This window comes from Streptomyces lavendofoliae (genome assembly GCF_014649735.1).
Lineage (GTDB): Bacteria > Actinomycetota > Actinomycetes > Streptomycetales > Streptomycetaceae > Streptomyces > Streptomyces lavendofoliae.
This window is the reverse complement of sequence record NZ_BMTP01000005.1, coordinates 142,802-169,496: the sequence shown is the minus strand read 5'-3', so window position 1 is coordinate 169,496 and position 26,695 is coordinate 142,802. Positions and strand designations below refer to the sequence as shown.

General features: G+C 74.6%; 22 protein-coding genes and 1 riboswitch. Of the genes, 9 read left to right on the top strand and 13 right to left on the bottom strand.

Annotated features, from left to right (window positions below; all coding sequences use genetic code 11):
- Positions 1 to 247 precede the first annotated feature (247 nt).
- From IE109_RS11635 to IE109_RS11610, 6 genes are all read right to left on the bottom strand, one after another.
- Entirely contained in the window at positions 248 to 1,150 is a 903-nt protein-coding gene (locus tag IE109_RS11635) for a hypothetical protein (protein WP_189550719.1), read from the bottom strand.
- Between the two features lie 95 nt (positions 1,151 to 1,245).
- A complete protein-coding gene (locus IE109_RS11630) occupies positions 1,246 to 2,169 on the bottom strand; it encodes a hypothetical protein (protein ID WP_189550718.1) in 924 nt (307 codons plus the stop codon).
- A gap of 93 nt (positions 2,170 to 2,262) precedes the next feature.
- Positions 2,263 to 3,420 carry a VWA domain-containing protein gene (locus IE109_RS11625; protein ID WP_189550717.1) on the bottom strand — a complete coding sequence of 386 codons (1,158 nt, stop codon included), beginning with the start codon at positions 3,418 to 3,420 and terminating at the stop codon, positions 2,263 to 2,265.
- Positions 3,413 to 5,812, bottom strand: a complete 2,400-nt coding sequence (locus tag IE109_RS11620; RefSeq protein ID WP_189550716.1) for a DUF5682 family protein — start codon at positions 5,810 to 5,812, stop codon at positions 3,413 to 3,415. Before IE109_RS11620 ends, IE109_RS11625 begins: the two co-directional genes overlap by 8 nt.
- A complete protein-coding gene (locus IE109_RS11615) occupies positions 5,809 to 6,942 on the bottom strand; it encodes an ATP-binding protein (protein WP_373297692.1) in 1,134 nt (377 codons plus the stop codon). The genes IE109_RS11620 and IE109_RS11615 overlap by 4 nt, the downstream gene beginning before the upstream one ends.
- A gap of 157 nt (positions 6,943 to 7,099) precedes the next feature.
- Positions 7,100 to 7,522, bottom strand: a complete 423-nt coding sequence (locus IE109_RS11610; RefSeq protein ID WP_189550714.1) for an MmpS family transport accessory protein — start codon at positions 7,520 to 7,522, stop codon at positions 7,100 to 7,102.
- Positions 7,523 to 7,652: 130 nt separating this feature from the next.
- Between IE109_RS11610 and IE109_RS11605 the strand changes: the two genes are divergently transcribed.
- Together IE109_RS11605 and IE109_RS11600 are read left to right on the top strand one after the other, a co-directional pair.
- Positions 7,653 to 9,005 (top strand): SWIM zinc finger family protein, encoded by a 1,353-nt coding sequence (locus tag IE109_RS11605; RefSeq protein WP_189550713.1) that lies wholly within the window; start codon positions 7,653 to 7,655, stop codon positions 9,003 to 9,005.
- 15 nt (positions 9,006 to 9,020) lie between these two features.
- Positions 9,021 to 10,646 carry a DUF5691 domain-containing protein gene (locus IE109_RS11600; RefSeq protein WP_189550712.1) on the top strand — a complete coding sequence of 542 codons (1,626 nt, stop codon included), beginning with the start codon at positions 9,021 to 9,023 and terminating at the stop codon, positions 10,644 to 10,646.
- Positions 10,647 to 11,054: 408 nt separating this feature from the next.
- Here the strand turns inward: IE109_RS11600 and icmB are convergent, their stop codons facing one another.
- Positions 11,055 to 11,468, bottom strand: a complete 414-nt coding sequence (icmB, locus tag IE109_RS11595; RefSeq protein ID WP_064069885.1) for a coenzyme B12-dependent isobutyryl CoA mutase small subunit — start codon at positions 11,466 to 11,468, stop codon at positions 11,055 to 11,057.
- A 293-nt stretch (positions 11,469 to 11,761) separates the two neighbouring features.
- Between icmB and IE109_RS11590 the strand changes: the two genes are divergently transcribed.
- Positions 11,762 to 12,595: a lipase family alpha/beta hydrolase gene (locus tag IE109_RS11590; protein ID WP_229890902.1), complete on the top strand. Its 834-nt coding sequence runs from the start codon at positions 11,762 to 11,764 to the stop codon at positions 12,593 to 12,595.
- A gap of 227 nt (positions 12,596 to 12,822) precedes the next feature.
- Positions 12,823 to 14,277 (top strand): M23 family metallopeptidase, encoded by a 1,455-nt coding sequence (locus IE109_RS11585; RefSeq protein WP_229890900.1) that lies wholly within the window; start codon positions 12,823 to 12,825, stop codon positions 14,275 to 14,277.
- A gap of 25 nt (positions 14,278 to 14,302) precedes the next feature.
- Here IE109_RS11585 and pcrA read toward each other — a convergent pair whose 3' ends face one another.
- Positions 14,303 to 16,765: a DNA helicase PcrA gene (pcrA, locus tag IE109_RS11580; protein ID WP_189550709.1), complete on the bottom strand. Its 2,463-nt coding sequence runs from the start codon at positions 16,763 to 16,765 to the stop codon at positions 14,303 to 14,305.
- A gap of 209 nt (positions 16,766 to 16,974) precedes the next feature.
- A riboswitch (cyclic di-AMP (ydaO/yuaA leader) is annotated at positions 16,975 to 17,162 on the top strand.
- Between pcrA and IE109_RS11575 the strand changes: the two genes are divergently transcribed.
- Positions 17,161 to 18,315 carry an NlpC/P60 family protein gene (locus IE109_RS11575; RefSeq protein WP_189550708.1) on the top strand — a complete coding sequence of 385 codons (1,155 nt, stop codon included), beginning with the start codon at positions 17,161 to 17,163 and terminating at the stop codon, positions 18,313 to 18,315. (Overlaps the previous riboswitch by 2 nt.)
- 84 nt (positions 18,316 to 18,399) lie before the next feature.
- Here IE109_RS11575 and IE109_RS11570 read toward each other — a convergent pair whose 3' ends face one another.
- Positions 18,400 to 18,753, bottom strand: coding sequence for a hypothetical protein (locus IE109_RS11570; protein WP_189550707.1), 354 nt, complete (start codon positions 18,751 to 18,753; stop codon positions 18,400 to 18,402).
- 232 nt (positions 18,754 to 18,985) lie between these two features.
- On the opposite strand from IE109_RS11570, the gene IE109_RS11565 reads away from it, so the two are divergent.
- Entirely contained in the window at positions 18,986 to 20,038 is a 1,053-nt protein-coding gene (locus tag IE109_RS11565) for a C40 family peptidase (protein WP_189550706.1), read from the top strand.
- Positions 20,039 to 20,319: 281 nt separating this feature from the next.
- Here IE109_RS11565 and IE109_RS11560 read toward each other — a convergent pair whose 3' ends face one another.
- From IE109_RS11560 to IE109_RS11550, 3 genes are all read right to left on the bottom strand, one after another.
- Positions 20,320 to 21,648, bottom strand: coding sequence for an alpha/beta hydrolase (locus IE109_RS11560; RefSeq protein WP_189550705.1), 1,329 nt, complete (start codon positions 21,646 to 21,648; stop codon positions 20,320 to 20,322).
- 161 nt (positions 21,649 to 21,809) lie between these two features.
- Positions 21,810 to 22,505, bottom strand: a complete 696-nt coding sequence (locus IE109_RS11555) for a LuxR C-terminal-related transcriptional regulator (RefSeq protein WP_189550704.1) — start codon at positions 22,503 to 22,505, stop codon at positions 21,810 to 21,812.
- Complete coding sequence (locus tag IE109_RS11550) at positions 22,502 to 23,773, bottom strand: ATP-binding protein (protein WP_189550703.1); 1,272 nt, start codon at positions 23,771 to 23,773, stop codon at positions 22,502 to 22,504. Before IE109_RS11550 ends, IE109_RS11555 begins: the two co-directional genes overlap by 4 nt.
- A gap of 150 nt (positions 23,774 to 23,923) precedes the next feature.
- Here IE109_RS11550 and IE109_RS11545 point away from each other — a divergent pair, with 150 nt between their 5' ends.
- Both IE109_RS11545 and IE109_RS11540 read left to right on the top strand, forming a co-directional pair.
- Positions 23,924 to 25,237 (top strand): PspC domain-containing protein, encoded by a 1,314-nt coding sequence (locus IE109_RS11545; RefSeq protein WP_189550702.1) that lies wholly within the window; start codon positions 23,924 to 23,926, stop codon positions 25,235 to 25,237.
- Positions 25,224 to 25,571, top strand: a complete 348-nt coding sequence (locus IE109_RS11540; protein WP_308431353.1) for a hypothetical protein — start codon at positions 25,224 to 25,226, stop codon at positions 25,569 to 25,571. The genes IE109_RS11545 and IE109_RS11540 overlap by 14 nt, the downstream gene beginning before the upstream one ends.
- Here IE109_RS11540 and IE109_RS11535 read toward each other — a convergent pair.
- Positions 25,478 to 25,996 carry a DoxX family membrane protein gene (locus IE109_RS11535; RefSeq protein WP_189550701.1) on the bottom strand — a complete coding sequence of 173 codons (519 nt, stop codon included), beginning with the start codon at positions 25,994 to 25,996 and terminating at the stop codon, positions 25,478 to 25,480. The two genes, IE109_RS11540 and IE109_RS11535, sit on opposite strands and share 94 nt — an antisense overlap.
- 146 nt (positions 25,997 to 26,142) lie before the next feature.
- Here IE109_RS11535 and IE109_RS11530 point away from each other — a divergent pair, with 146 nt between their 5' ends.
- Entirely contained in the window at positions 26,143 to 26,613 is a 471-nt protein-coding gene (locus IE109_RS11530) for a cupin domain-containing protein (RefSeq protein ID WP_189550700.1), read from the top strand.
- Positions 26,614 to 26,695 lie beyond the last annotated feature (82 nt).

The window sequence follows — 26,695 nt, the reverse complement described above, 5'->3', positions numbered from 1 at the left end:
GCGGTTCCGTTGTCTGCGTGGGCGTGCCGCGGAGGGCAACGTGACTGCGCTGTCACAAGGGAGGCGTACACGGTGTCCGTGGACGCGGCATGTCCGTCTCGCAGGTTATCCCCGGGAGACCGAGGGTCCTAAATCACAGATCACACCGGAGCGGTGATACCTGTCACAAGCACGGACCTCCAACGGGCGGCCCCCCTGGCTGTGAGGCCGCCCGTTGCCGCGGATTTCGTACCGGATCAGACTCCGGTCACACGCCGGTGGGGAGGTAGTCCGGGGTGACCGTCCCGATGGTGCCGTGCGCGCCCGTGACGGCGTTGCCGGCGAGCGGCCGGACGTCACCGGTCACGCCCTCCGCCAGGCCGGTCGCGAACGGCCGGACCTCGCCGGTCACGTCGTACGCGAACGGCGTCACCTCGCCGGTCACGCCCCCGGCCAGGCCGGTCGTGCTGCCGCCCACGCCCTGGACGACCGGCTGGACCTGGTCGGCGACGGCCTGGACGAGTGGCCGCACCGAGCCGGTGACGCCGTCCGCGAAGGGGTGGACCTGGCCGGCCACCCCGCCGGCCAGCGGCTGGACGCCGGAGACGACGCCCTCGGCGAAGGGGTACGCGTCGGAGACGACGTCCTCGGCGAGGACGCCCGCGTCGCCGACGGCCTGACCGGCGACCGGGAGGACCGAGTGGACCGCGCGGTACGCGACGGGCGGCAGGGTGTCCTGGGCGGCGGCGTCCGCGACGGGCGTGGCCGTGGCGGCGGGGTCGTTCGCCACCTCGTGGGCGAAGGCGGCGAGGGGGCCGAACAGGTAGTCGATCTCGTCCTGGGCCTCAGCGCCCGCCTCCTGGACGGGCGCCGACGCGTACCGCGCGTCGGTGCGGACGTCCTGGGCGGTCTGCCGGGTGGCGTCCTCGGCGCGGTCGGTGGTGGTGGCGGCGGTGACCGCGGTGGTGGCGGTCGTGGCGCCGGTGACGGCTTCGGACGCGGTGCCGGTGGCCGTGCCGGCCGCCGTGTCGGCGGCGTCGACCGCCCGGTCCGGGGTGGAGACCGGCACCGGCAGGGACACCTCGGCCGCGCCGGCCGCGGCGGTGCCGATGGCCCACATCCCGGTGGCGGTGGCGGCGACGGCTATGGAACGGCGGATGTTCTGGTGCATGGGTACGTCGGATCCTTCGCATTCGGTTCGGCTGGGAATGACGGGCAGACCTGTCCCGCCCCCGCGCGGCAGGTCCTGAGCGGGGAAGGGCTGCCCTAGCCGGGGAATTCGAGGATGGTGTGGGGCCGGTCGCGGAGGGGCGCGGCGGTCGCCGGCCGCGCGGTGCCCCGCGCGGGTGCGGAGGATGCGTCCGCAGGGGACGCCATGGCGTGCTGGTCGCCCGGGCGCGGGGTGCCCCCGTCGGCCGCGGTGGACTGCCGGACGGTGCCCCCGCACGGGCCGGGCGCCAAGGGCGGCGACGGCACGGTGATGTGCGGGGCCGTGACGGTGACCGGGACCGCGGCCGTGGCGCGCTGCGCGGCGGACACGTCGCGGGACGCGTCGGTGCCGGTGCTCGGGGCGTCGGGGACCGCGGGCCGGAGGGCCGGGGCGTGGGTGTGCGGCCGGCCGGTGTCGGGGCCGGCCGTGGCGCGGGCGGTGGCGTCGGCCTGGGTCGCGCCCGGGGTCCCGGGGGTGCCGGCCGGCGGTGCGAGCGGCGCGCCGGGGCCGGGCTGCGGCAGGGGTGCCGGAGGTACCGCGGGCGAGCCCGGCAGGCCGGAGAGGTCGGGCAGGCCGGGCGGCGACGGGACGTCTGGGAGCGCCGCGGTGACCCGCGTCAGGCCCTCGGTGACCTCGGGTACGGCGTTCGTGACGGGCGCGGCGGCGATGCCGATCGCCGGTTCGGCGGCCTCCTCGGCCTCCTGGACGGCGGCCGTGACCCGTCCGCCCGTCGCGGCGGCGGCCTCGTGCGCGGTGGCGAGCCGCTCGGCGGTCGCCGCCGGCCCGGCGCGGTCCACGTCGTCGACGGGGGCCACGCGCGCGGTGCGCGACTGGTCCGCCGCGTGTGCCGGACCACCGAGGAGGAGGCCCAGGGCCAGCAGGCCGCCGAGGAACAGCACGACCGCCAGCGCGCGCCGCGCCACCGTCGCGCGCGCGAGGCGCGGGACGGTCATGGGCACGGCGGCGGTCGCTGCGGTCACGGTCTGCGGTTTCCTCCTCGGCGCGGAACATCGCGTTCCGCGTACGTCGGGGTGATGCTCGCACGAACCCGCCCCGGTGGCGCAAGCCCGGTGTTACTGATGGGGCGCCATGTCCGGTATGGGCAGTGGCCGTTTCTCGATCGCCGCCGCCATCACCTCCGGGAAGAGGTCGGGGGTGCAGGCGAACGCCGGTGCGCCGAGGGCCGCGAGCGCCGCCGCGTGTGCGCGGTCGTACGCCGGGGCGCCCTCGTCGGAGAGCGCGAGCAGCGCCACGAACTGCACGCCCGACGCCTTCATCGCCGCCACCCGCTTGAGCATCTCGTCGCGTATGCCGCCCTCGTACAGGTCGCTGATCAGGACGACGACGGTGTCGGCCGGGCGCGTGATCTGCGACTGGCAGTACGCCAGCGCCCGGTTGATGTCGGTGCCGCCGCCGAGCTGGGTGCCGAACAGGACGTCCACGGGGTCGTCGAGCTGGTCGGTGAGGTCGACGACGGCCGTGTCGAAGACGACCAGCCTGGTCGCGATGGACCGCATGGACGCCAGTACGGCGCCGAACACCGACGCGTACACCACCGACGCCGCCATCGACCCGGACTGGTCGATGCAGAGCACCACGTCCTTCTTCACGGACCGCGCTGCCCGGCCGTAGCCGATGAGCCGCTCCGGCACGATCGTGCCGTGCTCCGGCAGGTAGTTCTTCAGGTTCGCCCGGATGGTGCGGTCCCAGTCGATGTCCCGGTGACGCGGCCTGCTGACGCGCGCGCTGCGGTCGAGCGCGCCGGTGAGCGTGGCGCGGGTGCGGGTGGCCAGCCGCTCCTCCAGGTCGTCGACGACCTTGCTCACGACGGCCCGTGCCGTCTCCTTCGTCGTCTCGGGCATCGCCTTGTTGAGCGAGAGGAGGGTGCCGACCAGGTGGACGTCCGCCTCGACGGCCTCCAGCATCTCGGGTTCGAGCAGCAGCGCGGACAGTCCGAGCCGGTCGATCGCGTCCCGCTGCATCACCTGGACGACCGTGCTCGGGAAGTAGGCGCGGATGTCGCCGAGCCAGCGCGCCACGGACGGCGCCGAAGCCCCGAGCCCCGCCGAACGGTCCCGTCCGCCGCGCCCCCGGCCGCTCTTCTCCCCGTACAGCGCGGCCAGGGCGCCGTCCATGGCCGCGTCGGTCCCGGCGAGCGCGTGCCCCGTCCCGTCGGCCTCGCCACCACCCAGCACGAGGCGCCAGCGCCTCAGTCGCTCGTCGTCACTCACCGCTCCCCGCCCCCAACCTCATGTCGTCGGTGTCTTCCGTGTCGCCCGGGGTGCCTCGGTGCGTGCCGAGCAGGAGCCGCAGCAGCGGCAGCACCGCGTCCGCCCGGCTCTCGTCGAGCCCGGCCGCGAAGCCGGGCACCGCGGTGTGCGCGCGCGCCGGGCCCCCGCCCGCCGGGTCGCGCCGCACCAGCTCGCCCAGCGTGCGCCGGACCGCCGGTTCGTACGCGGAGAACGTGCGCCGCAGCAGCGGCAGTACGTCGGTGAACGCCTCCGCGGGGACCCCGGTCAGCCAGGCGTCGACCAGCCCGAGGAGCCGCTCGTCGTGGACGAGCAGCATGCCGCCGCCGGGGTTGGACCCGCCCCCGCCGACGAAGCCCTCGATCCAGGCGGCGGCGTCGGCGGGCGGTGTGCCGGGCGAGAGCGCGAGCCCCATCAACCGCGCCGCCTCGTCCTCCGGGAGCCGTCCGTCGTCCAGGAGCAGCCGCGCGGCCCGTCCCCGGATGACGCCGGGGACGGTGTCCCGGCCGGCCAGCCTGCCCAGGACGTCCGCCCACCGGCCCGTGACGTCCTCCGTGCCCCCGTCCGGCAGGAGCCGGATCGCGGTGTGGACGGCGTCCAGGTGGCCGCGCATCTCGGCGGCCCCGTCGGCGTCCAGACCCGTGCACGCGGGCGGCAGGCCGACGCAGATCCGCAGGGCCAGGCCGGTGGCGACCCCGCCGAGCGCGGCGGTGTCCGTGGACCGCACGTCGCCGTACCGGAGGGACCGGGCCAGGGCCGGCAGGGCCTGGGCGAGGTGACCGACGTCCGTGTCGAGCGCCGCACGGTCGGCGAGGGCCTTCATCACCACGGGCAGCGCGCCGGACAACCCGGCCAGGAGGCACCGCTCCGCGAGGGCCGTGACCTCGGCGAGCGCACCGGCCGAGCCGGCGTCCGCCTCCGCCTTGGCGGTGGCGGCGGCGAGCACGGTGGTGCCCCACACCCCGGCCTCGGCGACCCGGACGTGCAACTCCGGCTCCCAGCACAGCCGCCAGCTCTCCCGGAAGGTGCCGGTGCCGCCGCGCCCCGCGGCCGGCTCGCCCCAGCCGACGCCGAGGAGCCGCAGCCGGTGCAGCAGCAGGCTGCGCGCCGCGTCGGTCTCCTTGCGCAGGTCCAGGTCGAGGTCCCGCTCGAAGGCCTCCGGCTTGAGGCGCAGGGTGCGCTGGAGCCTGGTGAGGTCGCGTTGCAGGGGCACGGCGGGCGCGGCGTCGGGGACCTCTCCGAGCGTCTCACCGATGATCAGGCGGTCCCTGATGAGCCCGAGCGGCACGTCGGAGCCGTCGCACATCACGGCCCGTACGGCGTCGAGCGTCTCGGTCAGCCCGGCGAGGGGGCGCCCGCGCATGGCGGCGAGGGTGTCGGCGAGCCGTACGGCCTCGATGACATGGGCGGAGGAGACCGGCCGGTCCTCGTCGCGCAGCAGTCCGGCGACCTTGGTCAGCCAGCGCTCGACCGGCCGGTCGGGGGCGCCGAACAGGTGCCCGTACCAGCCGGGCGAGTCGATGCCGGCGCCGTAGCCGCTGTGCCGGGCGAGCCTGCGGTGCGTCCAGGGCACCCAGGTGATCTCGGTCCTCACCTTGGGCAGCCCCTTGAGCAGGGCGCGGTCGGCGGTGACGGTGGTCCCGGCGGCGAGGGCGGGCACGTGCCACGCGCCGCAGACGACGGCCACGCCGTCTCCGTGCGCCTTGCGCGCGGCGCGGAGCTGGAGGCGCATGTACGCCTCGCGGACGAGGTCGCGGTCGTGTCCCCCGTGTCCGTAGGTCTCGCGCAGGGCGGTCATGGCGTCGGCGAGACCGGCGAAGACCGCGACCGGGTCGTATCCGGTGCCGGCCGGTGGCCCGTGGGGAGCGGCCCCGGTGGCCCGGTGCTCGATGACGTCCTCCCACCAGCGCTCCGGGTCGTCGTACCCGGCGGTCCGGGCGAGCACCGCGATGGGGTCGACGCGCAGTCCGTGCCGCTGTTCGCCGGCGTCGCCGCCGTCCGCGCCCTCGCCCTCGCCGTCCCTCCAGGTGGGGTCCCCGGCCATGGCGAGGGTGTGGGCGGCGGGCAGGTCGATGAAGCGGACGGGCGCGCCGTGGTCGAGCGCCCAGCGGATGGCGACCCACTCGGGGGAGAACTCGGCCATCGGCCAGAACGACGCGCGGCCGGGGTCGTCGACCGCGTGCGCGAGGAGTGCGACCGGCGGGGTCATCCGCTCGTCGGCGGCCAGCGGCAGCAGGGCGTCCCCCTCGGGCGGCCCCTCGATCAGCACGGCCGGGGGCTTGGCGGCGTCGAGGGCGGCCCGTACCGCACGGGCCGAACCGGGCCCGTGGTGCCGGACTCCGAGCAGCAGCGGTCCGGTGGGCCCGGCCGTCATACGGACACCTCGCGGCACGCCCGGTAGAAGTCCTTCCAGCCGTCCCGCTCGCGGACGACGGTCTCCAGGTACTCCTGCCAGACGACGCGGTCGGCCGCCGGGTCGCGGACGACCGCGCCGAGGATGCCGGCGGCCACGTCTCCGGGGCGCAGCACCCCGTCGCCGAAGTGCGCGGCGAGGGCGAGGCCGTTGGTGACGACGGAGATCGCCTCGGCGGTGGACAGCGTCCCGGACGGGGACTTGAGCTTGGTGCGGCCGTCGGTGGTCACGCCGTCGCGCAGTTCGCGGAAGACGGTGACGACCCTGCGGATCTCGTCGACGCCCTCGGGGGCCGTGGGCAGGTCGAGGGAGCGTCCCAACTGGTCGACGCGCCGGGAGACGATCTCGACCTCGGCGTCCGCCGTGGCGGGCAGCGGGAGGACGACGGTGTTGAAGCGGCGGCGCAGCGCGCTGGACAGGTCGTTGACACCGCGGTCGCGGTCGTTGGCCGTGGCGATGAGGTTGAAGCCCCGCACCGCCTGAACCTCCTGGCCGAGTTCGGGGATCGGCAGCGTCTTCTCGGAGAGGATCGTGATCAGGGTGTCCTGCACGTCGGCGGGGATGCGGGTGAGCTCCTCGACGCGGGCGGTCATGCCGTCGGACATGGCGCGCATGACCGGGCTCGGGACGAGGGCGTCACGGCTGGGTCCGTGGGCGAGCAGCTGCGCGTAGTTCCACCCGTACCGGATGGCCTCCTCGGGGGTGCCGGCCGTGCCCTGGACCAGCAGGGTGGAGTCGCCGCTGACGGCTGCGGCGAGGTGCTCCGACACCCAGGTCTTGGCGGTGCCGGGGACGCCGAGGAGCAGCAGGGCGCGGTCGGTGGCGAGGGTGGTGACGGCGACTTCGACGATCCGGCGCGGTCCGACGTACTTCGGTGTGATCACGGTGCCGTCGGGCAGGGTGCCACCGAGCAGATAGGTGGCGACGGCCCACGGCGACAGCCGCCAGCGGGCGGGCCGGGGGCGGTCGTCGGCCGCGGCCAGTGCCTTCAGCTCGTGCGCGAACGCGTCCTCGGCGTGCGGGCGCAGGGCCTCGGTGCCGGTTGTTCCGACGGCTTCTTCGGTGGCTTCGGTGGGTGCGGGCACGGTGATGGATCCCCCTCCAGATCATGTGCGACCGGGTGTGGGATCCACCGTGCACCATGCCACTGACAATCGGCCGTTTCCGCTGATCACGGTGGCCGGCGGTGGTCCGGGTGCGCCGAGGGGCGGAACGCGTCGTTGTCGGGGCGCCGTTCGGGCCCCCGGGTCAGCCGGCGACCGGGGAGACCGCGATACAGCCGGTCGCGGCGGCCATCCCCTTCGCCGTCTGCTCCTTGATGACCTTGCCCTGATAGATGATCTTGCAGGACATCTCGACGCCCGCCGGGTCGACGGCGACCGGGAGCACGCCGGGCGGCAGGAGACCGCGGAGCTTCACCGTCTTCTTCCACGGCAGCGCCGGCTTCCGCACCGACTCGATCTTCGGCTTCGTCGCGTCCCCGCCGTCGACGTGGTAATCGATCGAGTCGATGCCCTTGCCGGTGATCTCGTACGTCACCTCGTACTGCTCGTTGACTTCCTTGTCGACCTGCTTGGCGGCCTCGTCGGCGATCTCGGAACAGGCGCCGAGTCCGAGGACGAGGCCGCCGGCGACGAGCGCCGACGCGATGGTGCGGGCGGTGCGGTTCATGCGGTCCCCCGGTGAGTTGACGGTGTCACAGGCAGAAAACAGTAAAGGGAAGGCAAAGTCAACTCATGGCCGGCCCAGCGAATCGGCTGGTCAGAGCCGATTGTCAGTGGGGGCACCTACCGTCGTTCCCATGAATCAGCAGGGGGTGCGCTGGACGGCGGAACAGGTGCTGGCTCTGGCTCCTGACGACGCCTCACGCAGGGCGGGCGCCAAACTCGGCACGGCCGGGCCGTGGTCGGGTGGCGGAAGCGACGGCTCGGGGGCGGTCTGGGGGCTGTGCAAGGGCAGCGGCAGCAAGCCGTACCGCACGATCGTCGACACCGCGGGCCCGGCGTACTCGTGCAGTTGCCCGAGCCGGAAGTTCCCGTGCAAACACGCGCTGGGTTTGCTGCTGCTCTGGTCGGCCGGCGGGGAGGCCGTGCCCGACGCCGGGGTGCCGGACTGGGCGGAGCCGTGGCTGGCGGGGCGACGCGCCCGCGCGACGGGCGGACGAGGACCGGGCGCGGACGGCGGCGGGCCCGCGAGGAGCGGAGACCCCGAGGCGGCGCGGCGCCGCGCCGAGCAGCGGGCCGCCCGGATCACGGCCGGCGCCGAGGAGCTGGAGCAGCGCCTCGCCGACCTGCTGCGCGGCGGGCTGGCCGCCGCCGACCGGTCGGGGTACGGGCTGTGGGAGGAGACCGCGGCCCGGATGGTCGACGCCCAGGCCCCGGGCCTGGCCGGCCGGGTCAGGGACCTGGGGGCGATACCGGGCTCGGGGCCGGGCTGGCCGGTTCGGCTGCTGGAGGAGTGCGCCCTGACGCACCTGCTCGACCGCGCGTGGCTGGACATCGACCGGCTGCCGGACCCGCTCGCCGCCACGGTCCGCACGAGGGTCGGACTGACGGCGTCCGCCGACGGCCCGGCCGTGCGCGACCACTGGTCGGTACTCGCCCAGTACGACACCCCGGACGGCAAACTGACCACCCGTCGTGTCTGGCTCCACGGGCGGAACAGCGGACGGACGGCGCTGCTGCTCTCCTTCGGTGCCGCCGGACGCGCGCCCGCTCTCGCCCTGCCCGTGGGGACGGTCGTCGACGCCGAGGTCAGGCCGTACCCGGGCGCGGGCCGGCTGCGGGGCGAACTCGGCGAACAGTTCTCGCCACCGGTGCCGGACACCGCGCACCCACCGGGCGGGGACGTGGCCGGCGCGCTCGCGGCGTACGGGACGGCGCTGCGGGAGGACCCGTGGCTGGACGCCTGGCCCGTGACACTGACCGGCGTGATACCCGTGCCGTCCCCGGGCGGCGGCTGGCAGCTGGCCGACGCGGACGGCGGCTCCGCGCTGCCGGTCACGGCCGCCGCGCTCGGCGGCCCGGGCCTGTGGCGGCTGGCCGCGGTGTCCGGCGGCAGGCCGGTCACGGTGTTCGGCGAGTGCGGGCACCGCGGCTTCACCCCGCTGACCGCCTGGTCCCCCGAAACGCCCGAGACGGTTCCGCTGACCTGACGTACGGAGGACACGATGACCACCACCTGGGAAGACCTCGTCACGTCGGCGCTGCTCGGCACCGACCGCCGCGCGCCGGCCGACGACGTCCTGGCACGGTCCCCCGGCAAGGACGCGCCGGTCGCGCTGCTGGACGCCGCGGCGCTGCACACCGTGCGCCGCAGGGCGGGGCTGCTGCCGGGGCCCGCGGCCGGCCTGCCGGAGCCCGCGCCGCACGACGGGCGGCCACCGCTGCCCGACGCGGCCCGGCGCCGGCTCGCCCACCTGCTCGCCGACCGGTCCGGCACCTCCTCCGGCGGCGGCCGCCGGGGCAGCGCCCCCGACCTGACGGAACTGCTGCCGCAGTGGCTGGCCGCCGCGAACGCCCACGACTACCGGGCGCCGGCGTCCGTACTGCCCGCGCTGCTGGACGCGGCACGGGCCCGTACCGACCTGCGGCCGGCCGCACTGGTCTTCGCCGGGCCGCTCGGGCTGTGGCTGGCCCGGCTCAACCCCGAGTGGCGGTTCGCCCTGCGCGGCACCCCGGGCGGGACCGCGCTGCCGGAACCCGCCGACCCGGACGCCGTGCGGCGCCTGTGGGAGGAGGGCCTGTTCGCCGAGCGGGTCGCCCTGCTCGGCGCCGTACGGGCCCACGACCCGGACGCCGCGGCGGCCCTGCTCGCCTCGACCTGGCCGTCCGAGCGCGCCGAGGACCGGCTGATGTTCCTCGACTCGCTGCGCACCGGACTGTCCGACGCCGACGAGCCCTTCCTGGAGGAGGCGCTCTCCGACCGCAGCCGCAACGTCCGGTCCACCGCCGCCGAGCTGCTCTCCGCGCTGCCCCGCTCCGCGTTCGCCCGCCGCATGGCCGAGCGCGCCTCCACCTGCGTGCACCTGGACCGCACGGTCGCGGAGGCGACGATCACGGTCGAGGCCCCGCACGAGTGCGACGCCGGCATGCAGCGGGACGGCGTCCTTCCCGACCCGCCGACGGGCCGGGGCGAACGGTCCTGGTGGCTGGGCCAGCTCGTCGAGGCCGCCCCGCTGGCCGTATGGACGGCGCGGCTGGGCGCCCGTACGGCCACGGAGATCGTCGCCCTGCCGGTCGCCGACGACTGGGCCGACGAGCTGCACGCCGCCTGGTGCCGCGCGGCGGTCCGGCAGCGCGACCCCGCCTGGGCCCGTGCGCTGCTCGGCCCGCCGACGACACCCCCGGCGACCGGCCCGGGCACGTCCTCGCTGGCCGAGCGGTCGAAACTGCTGTCCATCCTGCCCGACGGCGAACGAGCCCTGTGGGTCGCCGACTTCATAGCGGCGCACGGCCTGTCGGAGGCGTTCCAGCTGCTCGGCGTGTGCGAGGTTCCCTGGGCCGAACCGCTCGGCCGCGCGGTGGTCGACGCGCTCGACATCGCCCGTGACGCGGGGAGCTACCCATGGAGCTTCAGCGGGGTCATGGGACTGGCGGAGCGCTGCCTCGACCCGGGCCAGGCCGACCGCCTGGAAGTCCTGACCGCCGTCCCGGACGAGCCCGAAGGCGCGTCACCCGGAGCGGGGGGCTACTGGTCGGAGGCGTTCCAGCGCCTGGTCGCCACGCTGCGGCTGCGCGCGGCGATGCGGGCGGAACTGCTTCCGGTGGCTTCGCCCCCGGACCCCCTGGACTGACCCCCGGCCGGCGCCGGCGGTGCGGTGGCGCGGGAGCGGGTGCCGGGGAATTGGCCGGCGCCGGTGATGCGGTGCCGGAAGCCGGGGCCCTGCGGCGGGGGTGCGGGGACCGGCTCGCGCCGGTGATGCGGTGCCGGAAGCCGGGGCCCTGCGGCGGGGGTGCGGGGGCTCTCGCTTCGCTCGTCCTACGTCCGAGCACCCCCCCGCCTCCGCCCCCGTCACCCTCCCGTGGACGGTGTGCCCGGGGCGCCGACGGCCCCCGACGGCAACCGCACCGGACGGGCGTGAACGCCAACGGCGCCGAGCCGCCACGGGGCGCGGACGGCAAGGGTGCCGCGCGGGCGTGCCCGTGCGGCGGGCCACCGCACAGGGCGGCGCCCGCTCGGCACGCGCAGCGCCCGGCGGGGGTTACGCCTCGGCGGAGACGCGGACGTTGGCGTTGACCCAGTCCACGATCGAGGCCGTCGTCGCGCCGGGCGTGAAGATCTCGGCCACGCCCTTCTCCTTCAGCGGCGGGATGTCGGCGTCCGGGATGATCCCGCCGCCGAACACCTTGATGTCCTCCGCGTCGCGCTCCTTCAGCAGCTCGATCACCTTCGCGAACAAGGTGTTGTGGGCGCCCGACAGGATCGACAGACCGATCGCGTCGGCGTCCTCCTGGATCGCGGTGTCCACGATCTGCTCCGGCGTCTGGTGCAGGCCCGTGTAGATGACCTCCATACCGGCATCACGAAGCGCCCGCGCGATCACCTTCGCGCCGCGATCGTGGCCGTCGAGACCCGGCTTGGCCACCACCACGCGGATCGGACCGGTCACACCCATCACTGCCTCCACATGCGTCCCCCGTACCTAAATGCCGGGGAGGTGAACGAACGTTATCGACAGCATCCCGCAACCGGCCGTTTCGCGGTGGACAGGGAGGGGGAAATCACACGTGGGACATGTTCGCCAGGCGTCGTACCCGCGTCGGACGGCCCATCGGCTCCGACGAAGCCCGGGACGATCGCTCAGGGAGCCGCAGCGAGGTCGTCGTATCACCGTGCCGCCAGCCGCACGGCGCGGCGGTACGACCACATCGCACCCTCCGGGACGGCACCCCGATTCGGAGGTCGGCCGTGAAGGTCCTGCTGCCCTGGAAACTGCTGCCGTTCCTTCCGTCAGGGTTGTCCGCCTCCCTGGTCAGGGCCACCGCCCTGGAACTCGCGATCCTGGCCGGCCACCTGGCCCTGTACCCCACCGGCATCGCACCCGAGCGGCGCCCGCGCCCCGCCGGGTCCCCGCCTCCCCCATCCCTCCCCTCCGGCGCCCCGCCGCAGCCGCCGACCGTCCTGCTGCACGGCTTCGCGGACAACCGTTCCGTGTTCGTACTGCTGCGCCGGTCCCTCCTGCGGCACGGGCGGCGCCAGGTGGAGTCGCTCAACCACTCCCTGCTGACCTGCGACATCCGCGTGGCCGCCGAGCTGCTCGGGCGCCACGTCGAGGAGATCTGCGACCGCACGGGGCACCCCGAGGTCGACATGGTCGGGCACAGCCTGGGCGGCCTGATCGCCCGCTACTACGTCCAGCGGCTCGGCGGCGACCGCCGCGTACGCACCCTGGTCACCCTCGGCACCCCGCACTCCGGGACGACCGTCGCGCCGCTGGCCGGCGCGCACCCCCTGGTCCGCCAGATGCGTCCCGGCTCGTCCGTACTGCGGGAGCTCGGCGAGCCGGCGCCCGGCTGCCGCACGCGCTTCGTCGCCATCTGGAGCGACCTCGACCAGTGGATGGTGCCGGTGGAGACGGCGCGCGTCGAGCATCCGGACCTGATCGCGCGGAACGTACGCGTCACCGGAATCGGCCATCTCGCGCTGCCCGTGCACCCCGCGGTCGCCACCGGCGTTCGGGAGGCCCTGGACCGGGACGGGACCGCCACCGCCGGAACATCCGATTCCGCGGCCGTGGCCTGACATCACCCGACCTGCTGTCGAACATCTCTCGAACGTAGGGCCAAAGCTCTGCCCACACTCCGCCGAAAGGCGGCCGAATGCCCGTTTCCCCGGGGGCCAAAACCCACGGAAGATTGTCGGTTGCGCGTACCGCCGGGTACAGTCGCGCCCACTGCTTTCCCTCTGGGTCCCCTGTCGCCGGGGGCCACCCCAGACCTGGTCCTGCTGCCGAGGCGAGAGAGAAGTTGGTGAACGACCAGCACCCCCACGCCGGGTACGTCGGAGACGACGCTTATTCCACGGGCAGCCCCGAGTCCGACAGCCAGGAAACCGGCAGCTTCGCCACCGATCCTCTGTTCGGAGCCCTTCCCGGCACCTACGGGGACACCTACGGAACCACCTACGAAAGCAGCGGCGGCACCGGCGGTTACTACGCCGACCACAGCGGTCAGTACGACGCCACGCAGTGGACCGCCACCACCGCCACCCAGCAGTGGGCCACGACGGACACCACCGGGTACGCCGAGTACTCCGGACACACCGGACAGTGGGACTCCGCCGCCTGGACCGAGGCGAGCACGTACGACGCCACCGGCCAGTGGAACGTGGCCGCCGCCGCGTTCGACACCGGCGCCTACGACGCCACCGCGTGGAACCAGGCCGCCGCGCCGACCGAGACGTTCACCGTCCCCGAGCAGTACGACTACGCGGCCGCCGACCAACTGCCCGCGCCGGAAACGCACCCGGAACCGCACGGCGAGCCCCAGCACTTGGAGACGCCGGCGACCCCCGGATCCACGGCCGAACCGGAGCCCGAGCCGGCGCCCGAGCCGGAAACCGCGTACGAGCCCGAGTCCGGGGGCCTGCACGAGAGCCTCACCGAGACCGCGATCACTCCCGTCGCCCCCCGCCCCTCCCGCCGCGCGGGTGCGACCGGCGGTGGCGGCGGCCGGGGCCGGCGCCGTACCCCCGCCAAGCGTTCCGCGCTCCTCACCGTCGCCGTGCCCTCTGCCTGCGTGATGGGCGTCGCCGGTATCGCCGCCGCCTCGGTCAGCGGTCTCACCGGCAGCGGCGCGGCCGAGGCCAGGGCCGACGAGAAGGCGGTGACCGCCGCCGACTCGACCGCGGTGCAGCCGGTCGTCGCCAACAGCGAACTCGACACCCAGCTGGCCGCGCTGAGCGCCGACGCCCGCGACTTCGGCGACCGCGCGAGCCGCACCCAGGAGCGCATCGACCTCAAGGCGCGCCAGGAGGCGGAGCGCAAGAAGCGCGAGGAGGAGGCGGCCCGCCGCGAGGCGCTGCGCCCCAAGTTCGCGCTTCCCGTCGCCCTGCACCAGCTCAGCGCGCAGTACGGTCAGGCCGGCGTCAACTGGATGTCCCTGCACACCGGTATCGACTTCCCCGTCCAGTACGGGACCCCGGTCATGGCCGCGACGGACGGCACCGTGCGCACCCAGTGGAACAGCGCGTACGGCAACATGGCGATCGTGACGGCCGAGGACGGCACCGAGACCTGGTACTGCCACCTCAGCAGCACCAAGATCCGGTCCGGCGAGGTCAAGGCCGGTGAAGTGATCGCCTACTCCGGCAACTCGGGCAACTCCACCGGACCGCACCTGCACTTCGAGGTACGGCCCGGCGGCGGCGCCGCGATCGACCCGCTGCCGTGGCTGCGCAGCCACGGCCTCGACCCGACCTCCTAGGGACCGTCCGGTACGACCGGGTCCGCTACAGCTTCTCGACCGGCGCGTACCGCAGCAGCAGCCGCTTGGGCTTCTCGTCACCGAAGTCGATCGTCGCCTGCGCGTCCGCGCCCGCGCCCGTCACCGCCATGACCGTGCCGAGCCCGAACTGGTCGTGCGTCACCCGGTCGCCGACCGCCAGCGAGATCACCGGCTTGTCCGTGGAGCGGCGGGTGGCGAAGCCGGACGGGCCGCCGGAACGCGATCGGGCCGCCAGCGACGAGGACAGCGACGACGCGATCCCGGACGTCGGCCCCGCGGGCTTGGCCATCGCGCCCGTGCGCTTCCACTCCAGGTACGCGCCGGGGATCTCCTCCAGGAACCGCGACGGCGGGTTGTACGAGGGCTGCCCCCACGCGCTGCGCATCGTCGACCGCGTCAGGTAGAGCCGCTCGCGCGCGCGGGTGATGCCCACGTACGCCAGGCGCCGCTCCTCCTCCAGCTCCTTGGTCTGGCCGAGAGCGCGCATGTGCGGGAACACGCCGTCCTCCATGCCGGTGAGGAACACCACCGGGAACTCCAGGCCCTTGGCGGTGTGCAGCGTCATCAGCGTGACGACGCCGGAGCCTTCCTCGTCCTCGTCCGGGATCTGGTCGGAGTCGGCGACGAGCGCGACCTGCTCGAGGAACTCGGCCAGCGTGCCGGTCTCCTCGCCGCGCTCCTGCTCGAACTCGAGGGCGACCGCGGCGAGCTCCTGGAGGTTCTCGATCCGGGTCTCGTCCTGCGGGTCGGTGGACGCCTGGAGCTCGGCGAGGTACCCGGTCCGCTCCAGCACGGCCTCCAGGACCACCGCGGGACCCGCGCCCGAGTCCACGATCGTGCGGAGTTCCTCCATCAGCGTGTTGAACCGCTTCACGGCGTTCGCCGACCGGGCGGCCATGCCGTACGCCTCGTCGACCCGGCGCAGCGCCTGCGGGAAGGTGATCCGCTCGCGCAGCGCCAGCGCGTCGATCATCGCCTCGGCGCGCTCGCCGATCCCCCGCTTCGGCACGTTGAGGATGCGGCGCAGCGGGACGTTGTCCTCGGGGTTGGCCAGCACGCGCAGGTACGCGAGGACGTCGCGGACCTCCTTGCGCTCGTAGAAGCGGACACCGCCGACGACCTTGTACGGCAGGCCGACGCGGATGAGGATCTCCTCGAAGACACGGGACTGGGCGTTCGTCCGGTAAAAGATCGCGACGTCCCCGGCCTTGGCCTCGCCCGCGTCCGTAAGCCGGTCGATCTCGTCGGCGACGAACTGCGCCTCGTCGTGCTCGGTGTCCGCGACGTACCCGATGATCCGGGCGCCCTCGCCGGCGTTGGTCCACAGGTTCTTGGGGCGGCGGCTCTCGTTGCGCTCGATGACGGCGTTGGCGGCGGAGAGGATGGTCTGCGTGGAGCGGTAGTTCTGCTCCAGGAGGATGGTCGTCGCCTCCGGGTAGTCCTCCTCGAACTGGAGGATGTTGCGGATGGTCGCGCCGCGGAAGGCGTAGATCGACTGGTCGGCGTCACCGACGACGCACAGCTCGGCCGGTTCCAGGTCCTCGTACCCGGTGCCCACCAGCTCGCGGACGAGGGTGTACTGGGCGTGGTTGGTGTCCTGGTACTCGTCGACCAGGACGTGCCGGAAGCGGCGGCGGTAGTGCTCGGCGACGTCGGGGAACGCCTGGAGCAGGTGGACCGTCGTCATGATGATGTCGTCGAAGTCCAGGGCGTTGGCCTCGCGCAGCCGCGCCTGGTACATCCGGTACGCCTCGGCCAGGGTCTTCTCGAAGCCGTCGGCGGCCTGGTCGGCGAAGGTCTCCTCGTCGATCAGCTCGTTCTTCAGGTTCGAGATCTTGGCGCTGAACGACTTCGGCGGGAACTTCTTCGGGTCCAGGTCCAGGTCGCGGCAGACCAGCGCCATCAGCCGCTTGGAGTCGGCGGCGTCGTAGATCGAGAACGACGAGGTGAAGCCGAGCCTCTTCGACTCGCGGCGCAGGATGCGGACGCACGCGCTGTGGAAGGTCATGACCCACATGGCGTTGGCGCGCGGGCCGACGAGCTGCTCGACGCGCTCCTTCATCTCGCCGGCGGCCTTGTTGGTGAAGGTGATCGCCAGTATCTGCCCGGGGTGGACGTGGCGCGTCCCCAGCAGGTGGGCGATGCGGTGGGTCAGCACCCGGGTCTTGCCCGAGCCGGCGCCGGCGACGATGAGCAGCGGCGAGCCGGTGTGCACCACGGCGGCGCGCTGCTGGTCGTTCAGCCCCTCCAGCAGCGCGGCGGGGTCGACGACGGTGCGCGGGGCGCCGTCGCGGTGGTAGGCGTCGCGGGCCGGGGGCACGTCGAAGCGGTCGCCGAAGAGGTCGTGCGGGACCTCCTCCGCGGCCGGGGCGTCCCCGGGGCCCTCGGAGTCCTCGGGCGGCGGCGGGGGCTCCTCGGTGTGGTTCCGGAGGTCCGCCAGGAAGCTGTCGTCAAAGAGGCTGCTCATCGCCTATCGAGTCTAGGCCGCCCCACTGACAGCCGTGGACGAACCGGAAACAGGTCCGACTCGTCACCCTGCGTACCGATTCGACGACATCACGCCAAGGTCACGAATACGTATCGGGCATATCGAACATCATCCTTCACAGCACCACCACAGTTGGCTAGCGTGCTCGCTCAAGCGGTCCGTTCCCGCATCGGCGATCCACGCCGATCGGACCGCCCACGCCGAATCCGTGCCGCCCCCGTGGCGGTCCGGAACCGGGGACCCACACGTACGACCACGTACGACCGAGGTGAATCGGCCCGCGCCCCCGTCCCCACGGGCGCGGCACGGCCGTAGGGCACCTTCCGTTCCGCCCGAACCCGACGGCTGACCCGGTAGGCGGACCATGGAAGGAGATGCCGACCTTGGCGTCGCATCGCAAGCCGCGCGCATCGCGCACCTTGCAGACCCTGCATGCCCACTCCCCCGCCGTCGGGGTCACGACGGCAGCCGCCCTCGCCTCGGTCACGCTCCTGTCGTCACAGAGCGCGACCGCCGCGACCGGTGCGTCGGGCGACCAGGAGCGCACGCCGACGGTCGAGGAGGTACAGAGAAAGGTCGACGACCTCTACCGGCAGGCGGGCACGGCGACGTGGACCCCGCGGTACGGCAAGAGCGGGGAAGCCGCGCAGCAGCGGCGGCGCGAGGCCGGCGGGACGACGGCCGGTGACGCCGCCCGGCGTACGGAGGCGGCCGACGGGGCGCGCCGCGCCCTCGCCGGCCGGACGGCGGCCCCGCACCGCGCCGAAGGACCGGGCCCGGTCGCGCCGGAGCCGTTCGCGGACGCCCCCCACGCGCGGGTGGACCCGGCGCCGCTGATGGAGCCGGTGCCGCTGGCGGCCCATGAGCCGCTCGTGACCCCCGAGCCGCTGACGGCCCATGAGCCGCTGGTGGCTGAGCCGCGGGCGGAGCGGACCGGGGGAACGGTCACCGACCTGGGGACCCGGCGGGCCGCCCCGGCGGGCGAGCGGGAGGCGCTCGGCGTCTCGCAGACCTCCCTCCGCGCCACCAAGCGGACCGCGCAGCGCAAGCTCGGCGAGGCGCGGGCCCTGCTGGAGGACGCCCGCCGCCGGGCGGAGGCCGTGGAGCGCCCGCCGCGGGAGCACCGGCCGCCGGAGCAGCATCCGTACCGGCGGGGTGACGACCGCAGCCGCTCCACCGCCACCAAGGCCCGCGAGGTCCTCGCCTTCGCCGAGGCCCAGATGGGCAAGCCGTACGTATGGGGGGCGACCGGCCCCAGCTCGTACGACTGCGCCGGACTCACCCAGGCCGCCTGGCGGGCCGCGGGGGTCGACCTCCCCCGTAGCGCCCGGGAGCAGGCGTACGCCGGCACGCCGGTCGCGCCGGAAGACCTGCGCCCCGGCGACCTGGTGTTCTTCCATGCCGACGCCGGCCACGTGGGCATCTACACGGGCGACGGCAGGATGATCCACGCGCCCGGGCCCGGCGAGGACGTCCGCGAGGAGTCCCTCACGCACCTGCCCCTCCACAGCGGCGTCCGTCCGGGATGACCTGACATGACGTGAGCGACCGGCCGGCGCGGGCGGCGGACCCCGGCGAGGGGGGCCGCCCGGGACCGGCCGGGTCAGGTCGGGTCAGGTCCAGAGCGTGGCGATGAAGATGTTCGCCATGGTGAGGCCCCCGACGGCGCCGAAGACCGCCTTGTCGACCCGCTCCTCGTCCCGCTTGACGTAGACCAGGCCGAGGATCACGACCAGGATCGCCAGCTTCACGCCGATCTTGACGTTGTTCACGGTCTGGTCGTCCGCCTGGTTGAGGCCGACCAGGGCCACCCCGGTGACCAGCATGGTCAGCGCGCCGTGCAGCATCGCGGGGCCGAAGCGCGCCGTACCCTCGCCCATCGCCTTCATCCGGGTCAGGAAACCCCCCAGCAGGGCGGCGATGCCGATGATGTGCAGGGCGACGAAGACATTGATGAGTACGTCCATGCCGCGGAGCCTAACCGGGGCCATACCAGCGGACGCCGGTCAGGGTCGCCCCCTCCGTCGCATCGGTCGCGGCCACTACGGAATGCGGGACCACAAGGGCACCGCCCTTCCCGAATCCGCTCCGGAACCTTCACCTGCGGCCAATAGCGGTCATGACGCCGTACGCCCGTGACCCCCAGGTTTAGCGTCCTCCCGCAGGCCCCACCCCCGCCGAAGGGAAGTGACCGCCCTCGTGGCAGCGCACCGGAAACCCAAGCAGCGCCCGCTGAGCGGCCGCGCGGCGCTCACCCTGGCGCTCGCCGGGGCCGCCACCGCCACCGTCGTCGAGGGTTCCGGACACGCCGAACCCCGCGTCGGCCCCGCCCAGGTCAAGGCGCAGGCCGACCGGCTGTACCGGGAGGCCGAGGAGGCCACCGAGAGGTACAACGGCGCCAAGGAGGCGGTGAAGGAGGCCCGGGCGGAACTGGACGCGCTGCGCGACGAGGCCGCCCGCCGCACCGCACGGCTCAACGCCGCCCGCAACGCCCTGGGCGCCGTGGCCACCGACCAGTACCGCAGCGGCGGCCTCGGCCCCGCCGCCCGGCTCGCGTTCTCCGGCGACCCCGACGCCTACCTCCGGGGGGCGGCCCTGGCGGACCGCGTCGGCGACCGCCAGGCCACGGCGGTGGGCGCCGCCCGGAGCCAGGTCACCGAACTCGCCCGGCTGCGCGCCGAGGCGGCCGGCCGGCTCCGCGACCTGACCACCCGGCAGGCGGAGCTGGCCCGCCACAAGACGGCCGTCCAGGGCCGGATCGCCGCCGCCGAGAAGCTCCTCGCCCGGCTCACCGCCGCCGAACGCGCCGCGTACGACGGCGCCCCGGCCGGCTCGGGCACCTCCGCGCGGGGCGTAGCGGCGCGCGGCCCCCTCCCGGGAGGCGCCGCTGTCGGAGCGCCCAACCCGCGCGCCGCGCAGGCCGTCGCGTACGCCTACGGGGCGCTGGGCAAGCCGTACGTGTGGGGCGCCACCGGCCCGTCGGCGTTCGACTGCTCCGGGCTCACCCAGGCCGCCTGGCGCTCGGCGGGCGTGTCGCTGCCGCGCACGACGTACACCCAGATCGACACCGGCCGCCGGGTGTCCCGCTCCGAGCTGGCCCCGGGCGACCTGGTGTTCTTCTACCCGGGCGTCAGCCACGTCGGCCTGTACATCGGCGGCGGCAGGATGATCCACGCCCCGCGTCCGGGCGCCCCGGTACGGATCGCGCCCATCGACGAGATGCCCTGGGCGGGAGCGACGCGCGTGGCGTAGGTCGCAGGCCGCGAACCTGCCCGCGCGGGTACGGGGGTCACGCGCCCGGCGCGGCACGCGCGGGTGACCCGTGGCACGCGCGGGTGACCCGTGACTCGCGCCCCTGGCACGTGACCCGGCACGCACGGGTGACCGTCGCCCCGTGGCCTCGGGCCCAGGTCACGCGCGCGTGGTGGACGACCGCCCGCACGGACGCGTCGTCTGCACGCGCGGTACGCGCCGGCGCGCAGGGGCCGGGTGCGCCCCGCGCGGCGCGGTGTGCACGCCCGCCGGGCCGGTCGTCATGGGCGGCCGGTCACGGACAGGGTGCCGCCGCCCGGCACGGTCGCCCGCCCCTCGTCCACGCCCGCCGCCATTCCCGCGCCCGGGCGCGAGCCGGGGCCCGCCCCCGGTTCCCGCCCCTGGTCACTCCCATGGCCTCGGTCGTGGCCCCGGCCCGCGTCGGGGGTGCCCGCGCCCGGCACCGTGCCCGTACCGTCCGGGGACCGCCCGGCGCCCGCCGCCTCGGCGCGGAACTGCTGCGTGAGCCACTGGAAGACCGACGGCACCTCCCGCACCCATGTGCTCACGCGGTGGCCGCCGTAGACCTGCTGGACGTCGACGCGCGTGGGTGCCTTGGCCGCCTCGCGCAGGGCGACGCCCTGCTGGTAGCCGTCGCCTCCGTCGCCGGTGAGCAGCAGCGTGACGCGGGGCGGCACCGCGGCGGCCCTGAGCATGTTGACCGGGTTGTGGACGCGCCGCAGCTCGGGGTCCTGGCCGGTGAGCGAGGTCGGCTCGGCGGCCGGGTCGTTGTAGCCGGACATGCTGACGCCGAACCGGTAGCGGTCGGGGTGGGCGATGGTCAGCTTGGTGGCGCAGTGGGCGCCCGAGGAGAAGCCGGCGACCGCCCAGCCGTCGGCCGTGTCGGCGGCCCGGAAATTGTCGGTGACCATCTTGCGCACGTCGACGCTGAGCCAGGTGTCGGCGTTGATCGTGCCGGGCACGTTGGCGCAGCCGGTGTCGGTGCGGCCGAGGAGGTGGCTGCGCGGCGCGACGAGGATGAACGGCTCGACGGTGCCGTTCCGCATCAGCGGTTCCAGCTGCCGGTTGGCGTGCATGCCCACGAACCACGACTTCGGGGAGCCGGGGAACCCGGACAGCAGCTCCACCACGGGGAACTTGCGGTCCTTGTGGGCCGGGTCGTCGTACTGCGGCGGCAGCCAGACGTACACCTCGGCCTTCACCCCGGATATGCCGCCGTGCAGGACGGTCCTGCGGACGCCCGGCCCCATGGCGGGGTCGTCGACGCGCGTGAAGGTCTGCCTGGTCCTCGGCAGGTCGGAGATGCGTCTGCCGCCCAGTCCGTCGGGACCGAGGTCGATGGCCGAGTCGACGTGGTCGCTGGTGCCCAGGAGGTCGTCCCAGCTGTCGTAGAGGCCGTTGACGTTGTTCACCGCGACGAAGACCACGACGATCGCGGTGAGCTGCGCGAAGCCGACCATGCCCAACCGCGTCGCGGCCCGGACGACGGCGGGGCCGCGCACACGGCTCCACAGCGCCAGCGGCAGCAGGACGGCGATCACGGCCAGGGCGACCGCGGTCACGAGGAAGGGAGTACCTGTCAGACTCATCACGGGGAGTAGGAGGGGACCTTCGCCGTACGGGTTGCCGCTCCTATGTACCGTTTACCTCACAAATACTCCGACCGGCCCTTCCCCCGACCGGCCTCTCCCCGGCGGGCCCCTTCCCGACCGGCCGTACCGACCCGACCGGGCCGGGCCGGCTTCTCCGGTCAGACCAGACGGCGGGCCGTCGCCCAGCGGGTCAGCTCGTGGCGGTTGGAGAGCTGGAGCTTGCGCAGCACCGCCGAGACGTGCGACTCGACGGTCTTCACCGAGATGAACAGCTGCTTGGCGATCTCCTTGTACGCGTATCCGCGCGCGATCAGCCGCAGTACCTCCCGCTCCCGCTGGGTGAGCCGGTCCAGGTCCTCGTCGACCGGCGGGGCGTCCGTCGAGGCGAACGCGTCCAGCACGAAGCCCGCCAGCCGGGGCGAGAACACCGCGTCGCCCTCCTGGACCCGGAAGACCGAGTCGACGAGGTCGGTCCCGGTGATCGTCTTGGTGACGTACCCGCGCGCACCGCCCCGGATCACCCCGATCACGTCCTCGGCGGCGTCCGAGACGGACAGGGCCAGGAACCGCACCGGGTTCTCGGGAGCGGTCATCAGGCCCGCGCAGCGCCGCAGCACCTCCACCCCGCCGCCGCCCGGCAGGTGGACGTCGAGCAGGACCACCTCCGGGCGGGTCGCGGTGATCACGGCGACCGCCTGGTCGACGTCCGCGGCCTCGCCGACCACCTCGACGCCGGTCGTCTCGGTCCGGCCGATCTCGGCCTGCACCCCGGTGCGGAACATCCGGTGGTCGTCCACCAGCACGACCCGTACCCGCCGCTCCGCGCCCGCAGCCGCCGTCGTGTCCTCGGTCATCCGTCCGCCCTCTCCATCTCCAGCTCCACCTCGGTGCCGTCGCCCGGCACCGACCGCAGCCGCGCGGTGCCGCCATTGCGCTGCATCCGCCCGATGATCGATTCTCGTACGCCCATCCGGTCGGCGGGTACGGAGTCGAGGTCGAAACCCGGCCCCCGGTCCCGTACGGACACGAAGACCGTGCGGCCCTCCACCTCCGCGTACACCTGCACCGCCCCTCCCCCGCCACCGTACTTGGCGGCGTTGACCATGGCCTCGCGCGCGGCCTGCATCTGGGCGGCCAGCCCCTCGTCGAGCGGGCAGTCCCCGACGACCACCACCTCCAGGGGCACGCCGTGCGCGTCCTCGACCTCGGCCGCGGTCCTCTTGACCGCCTCGGCCAGGGTGTCCGGCTCCTGGCCCTCCTCCTTGCCGGTGCCCTCCGGCCGGTACAGCCAGTTGCGCAGTTCGCGCTCCTGCGCGCGGGCGAGCCGGCGGACCTCGCCGGGGTCCTCCGCGTGGCGCTGGATCAGGGTGAGGGTGTGCAGGACCGAGTCGTGGACGTGGGCCGCGACCTCGGCCCGCTCCTGGGCGCGGATGCGCATGGTGCGCTCCTCGGAGAGGTCCTGCGACATGCGCACCAGCCACGGCCCGGCCAGCAGGGCCATCCCGGCGAGCACGGCTATCGCGGCGGTGAGCGCGGTACCGAGCTGGGCCGCCGAGCCGCGCACCACCATGAAGACCGTCAGGCCCATGCCGACCAGCGCGACACCGGCCAGGCCCCGCACGAGCTGGAAGAGCCGCTTGCGTCCGCCCGGCTCGGTCCAGCTGGCCCGCCGCGCGTTGTCCACCTGCCGCCACACCAGGACGACGCCGACGCCCACGAGCAGCGTGGGCCACACGTACCGGTTGGCCTCGCCGCCCAGGTCGACGCTGGTGACGAAGCCGATGGCGCCGATGGTGAGCGCGACCAGCGCCACCACCTGGCCCTTGTCGGGCTTGCGCAGCCGGCGCCGTCCGTCGGGCGTGGTCGCGAAGACGGAGCGCGGCCCGGAGCGGCCCCCGACGCCCAGGGGGACGACGATCCAGAAGACGGCGTACACCAGGACGCCGAGCCCGTCGGCGATGAAGAGCGCCAGGAAGACCAGCCGCACCCAGATGACGGGGAGCCCGAGGTGCCCCGCCAGACCGCGCGCGACACCGCCGAGCATCCGCCCGTCGGCGCTGCGGTAGAGCCTGCGCAGGGGCGGGTCGTCGGTCGTCTCGGGCGGGCGGGCGGCGACTGGCATGCCCCGATCGTCACACGCCGGCCGGGGCCGGACATCAGGGCCGTCCCTCATCCGACCCTGAGAACCCGCGGCACCCCGCGGGGCGATATCAGGGTCGGTCCAGGGTCGTGGAAGGTGCCGCGGCGGCTCACGGGCCGTCACCATGGACGTATGACGCGTACGACGCCCGCTCCCGCCGAGGCCGGTGGAGCTCCGCCCCATCCGCCGCTGCGGCGCTCCGCGCGCCGGAAGGTGGTGGCCGGGGTGTGCGGCGGGCTGGGGCGGTACTTCGACCTGGACCCGGTGATCTTCCGGGTCGCGGTCGGCGTGCTCTCCTTGACCGGGGGCCTCGGCCTGGTGTTCTACGGCTTCGCCTGGCTTCTCGTCACGGCGGACGGCGAGGACGAGAACGAGGCGCGGCGGCTGGTGTCGGGCCGGGTCGACGGCGCCTCGCTGATCGCGCTGCTGATGGCCCTGGTCGGCTGCGGCCTGTTCCTGTCGATGCTGCGCAACGGCAGCACCCTCTCGTTCTCGCTGCTGCTGATCATCGCCGTCAGCGGGGCCGCCGTCTGGTCCCGGCGGCGCCGGCTGGCCGACGGCACCGAGGCGGTGGCGGACCCCGTCACGGCGCACACGGCGGCGGAGGCGCCGCCCGAGACGAAGGCGCCGCCGCCGCCCGAGTCGCCGTCGTGGTGGCGGGAGCCGATCGTCAAGGACGGCACGACGGGGCCGGTCCCGCTCGGTTATCTGTGGGGCCCGGAGGACGGCATGGGGGTGGAGGCCGCGCTGCTGGGGCGCCCCGCCGGGAGCACGGGGCCCGGGGCGGGTGCGGGGGCGGCGGTCTCCGCGCGCGGCCCGCGGTCCATCGGCGGGATGGTCTTCCTGCTCGCGCTGGTGGCGGGCGGGCTCGGCACGGGCCTGTCGTGGGGTGCGCAGCCGCTCGGCGCGTGCCTCCAGATCGGGCTGGCGTGCGCGCTGGCGGTGTTCGCCCTGGGGCTCGTCGCCGCCGCGTTCCTGGGCCGCACGGGCGCGGGCACGGTGTTCATGACGGTGGTCACGGCCCTGCTGCTGGCGGGCGCGGCGCTGATACCCCGGCAGATCGACACGGAGTGGGCGCGTACGGACTGGCGGCCGGCGACCGCCGCGGACCTGCGCCCCCGCTACGAGCTGGGCACCGGTGTCGGCACCCTGGACCTGTCCCGGCTGACCGTCCCGTCCGGCGACACGGCGCGCACCGCCGCCGAGGTCGGCGCGGGCCGTCTCCACGTCGTCGTGCCGAGGAACGTGACCGTGCGGGTGCACGCCGAGGTGGGGCTGGGGGACCTGCGCCTCCCGGCCGACCCGCCCAACGACATCGACATCGCGCCGGGCCGCGAGGTGATCCGCACGATCGCCCCGCCCGGGGGCACCACCCCGGCGGGCACGCTCGACCTCACCCTGGAGGTCGCGCTCGGACAGGTGGAGGTCACCCGTGCCACGTCCTGAGGAGTACGAGCGCCGGAGCGCGCACGGCCACGGGCGTGCGTACGAGCGGGAGCCCGGGCAGCCGTACGGCGCGTGGCGCCACGAGTTCCGGCCGGGCCGGCTGGTGCTGGGCCTCACCGGCCTGGGCATCGCGGCCCTCTACGCGGGCGACGCGACCGGAGCCTGGGTCACGCCCTGGTACGCGGTGCTGCCCCTGCTGGGCGCCGGGCTGGTGCTGGCGGGGGTCACCGGCCGGCTCGGTCACCGCGCCCGGCGGCGCCGCGCCGCCAGGGCCGCGTCGAGCGACAGCAGTGGGGCGCCGGCCAGCACCAGCGGCAGCCAGGCCATCAGATAGGCGAGGTCGTTGCCGTAGTAGTAGGGATCGGACTGCCAGCTGACGGTGAGCCACAGGCTCAGGGAGATCAGCGCGCCACCCAGCGCGGCGAGCCGCGCCAGCAGCCCGGCCAGGGTGCCGATCCCGACGGCCAGCTCGCCGAGGGCGATGCCGTACCCGAACCCCTCGGGGTTCTTCAGCGCCAGGTCGACGAGCCAGGGCACCGCGGAGGAGTCCCGGACGGCCCGCATCAAGTCGCCGATCGACCCGGTCCCGGACGCCGCCATGAAGCGGTCGTCGGTGATCTTGTCGAGTCCGGCGTAGACGAAGGTGACGCCGAGGAAGACCCGCAGCGGCAGCAGCGCGTACCGCCCCGTGGCCGCCCTCCGGCCGGGCGGCCCGCCGGCGTTCCCGTGGGTCGCTGTCGTCCGGTGGCTGTGCGTCATTCGCCGGCCTGCCTCTCCACACCGCTGTCCCCGAAACCGATTCTCCTCGGCGTTCCCGCCCTTGGATACGCGACGGGCGGCACGCCGGTTCAGGGACGGACGGCCACGACGCCGTCCGGGACCGCCCGTGGAGGACAATGCACCGCATGACCGACGACGACCGCGCCCCGGCTCCGCCCTCGCCCCTGGTCGGCCTGCTCGAACTGGAGCCCCACGTCGAGGGCGGCTGGTTCCGGGAGACCTGGCGGACGACCGGCACGGCCGCGCCCGACGGGTATCCGGGTCCCCGCACCTACGCGACCGGCATCTACTTCCTGCTGCACCCGGGCGAGCGGTCGCGCTGGCACCGGGTGCGCTCCGACGAGCTGTGGCTCTGGCACCGCGGCGGACCGCTCCGCCTCTCCCTGGGCGGCGAGGGCGACACCCCGTCCGAGCCCTGGGACCTGGTGCTGGGCCCGTCCGTCGAGAGCGGGGAGCAGCCGCAGCTCCTCGTGCCGGCGGGCACCTGGCAGGCGGCCGAGCCGGCGGGCGACGAGCCGGTCCTCGTCACCTGCGTGGTGGCGCCGGGCTTCCACTACGACGACTTCACGCTCGAAGCCGCCGCCCACAGGAAGTAGGCGACGGCTCCGGTCAGGCGCGGCGGCGCCTTCGGTCCCGCTCGGAGGACCCGCGGGGCGGGGTTTCCCGCCCGGGGGTCCC

Excerpts from the sequence above, each read along its gene's own strand:
- IE109_RS11635 (WP_189550719.1), bottom strand. The coding sequence starts at position 1,150 with ATGCACCAGAACATCCGCCGTTCCATAGCCGTCGCCGCCACCGCCACC.
- IE109_RS11620 (WP_189550716.1), bottom strand. The coding sequence starts at position 5,812 with ATGACGGCCGGGCCCACCGGACCGCTGCTGCTCGGAGTCCGGCACCAC.
- IE109_RS11610 (WP_189550714.1), bottom strand. The coding sequence starts at position 7,522 with ATGAACCGCACCGCCCGCACCATCGCGTCGGCGCTCGTCGCCGGCGGC.
- IE109_RS11605 (WP_189550713.1), top strand. The coding sequence starts at position 7,653 with ATGAATCAGCAGGGGGTGCGCTGGACGGCGGAACAGGTGCTGGCTCTG.
- IE109_RS11600 (WP_189550712.1), top strand. The coding sequence starts at position 9,021 with ATGACCACCACCTGGGAAGACCTCGTCACGTCGGCGCTGCTCGGCACC.
- icmB (WP_064069885.1), bottom strand. The coding sequence starts at position 11,468 with ATGGGTGTGACCGGTCCGATCCGCGTGGTGGTGGCCAAGCCGGGTCTC.
- pcrA (WP_189550709.1), bottom strand. The coding sequence starts at position 16,765 with ATGAGCAGCCTCTTTGACGACAGCTTCCTGGCGGACCTCCGGAACCAC.
- IE109_RS11575 (WP_189550708.1), top strand. The coding sequence starts at position 17,161 with ATGCCGACCTTGGCGTCGCATCGCAAGCCGCGCGCATCGCGCACCTTG.
- IE109_RS11570 (WP_189550707.1), bottom strand. The coding sequence starts at position 18,753 with ATGGACGTACTCATCAATGTCTTCGTCGCCCTGCACATCATCGGCATC.
- IE109_RS11560 (WP_189550705.1), bottom strand. The coding sequence starts at position 21,648 with ATGAGTCTGACAGGTACTCCCTTCCTCGTGACCGCGGTCGCCCTGGCC.
- IE109_RS11555 (WP_189550704.1), bottom strand. The coding sequence starts at position 22,505 with ATGACCGAGGACACGACGGCGGCTGCGGGCGCGGAGCGGCGGGTACGG.
- IE109_RS11550 (WP_189550703.1), bottom strand. The coding sequence starts at position 23,773 with ATGCCAGTCGCCGCCCGCCCGCCCGAGACGACCGACGACCCGCCCCTG.
- IE109_RS11545 (WP_189550702.1), top strand. The coding sequence starts at position 23,924 with ATGACGCGTACGACGCCCGCTCCCGCCGAGGCCGGTGGAGCTCCGCCC.
- IE109_RS11535 (WP_189550701.1), bottom strand. The coding sequence starts at position 25,996 with ATGACGCACAGCCACCGGACGACAGCGACCCACGGGAACGCCGGCGGG.
- IE109_RS11530 (WP_189550700.1), top strand. The coding sequence starts at position 26,143 with ATGACCGACGACGACCGCGCCCCGGCTCCGCCCTCGCCCCTGGTCGGC.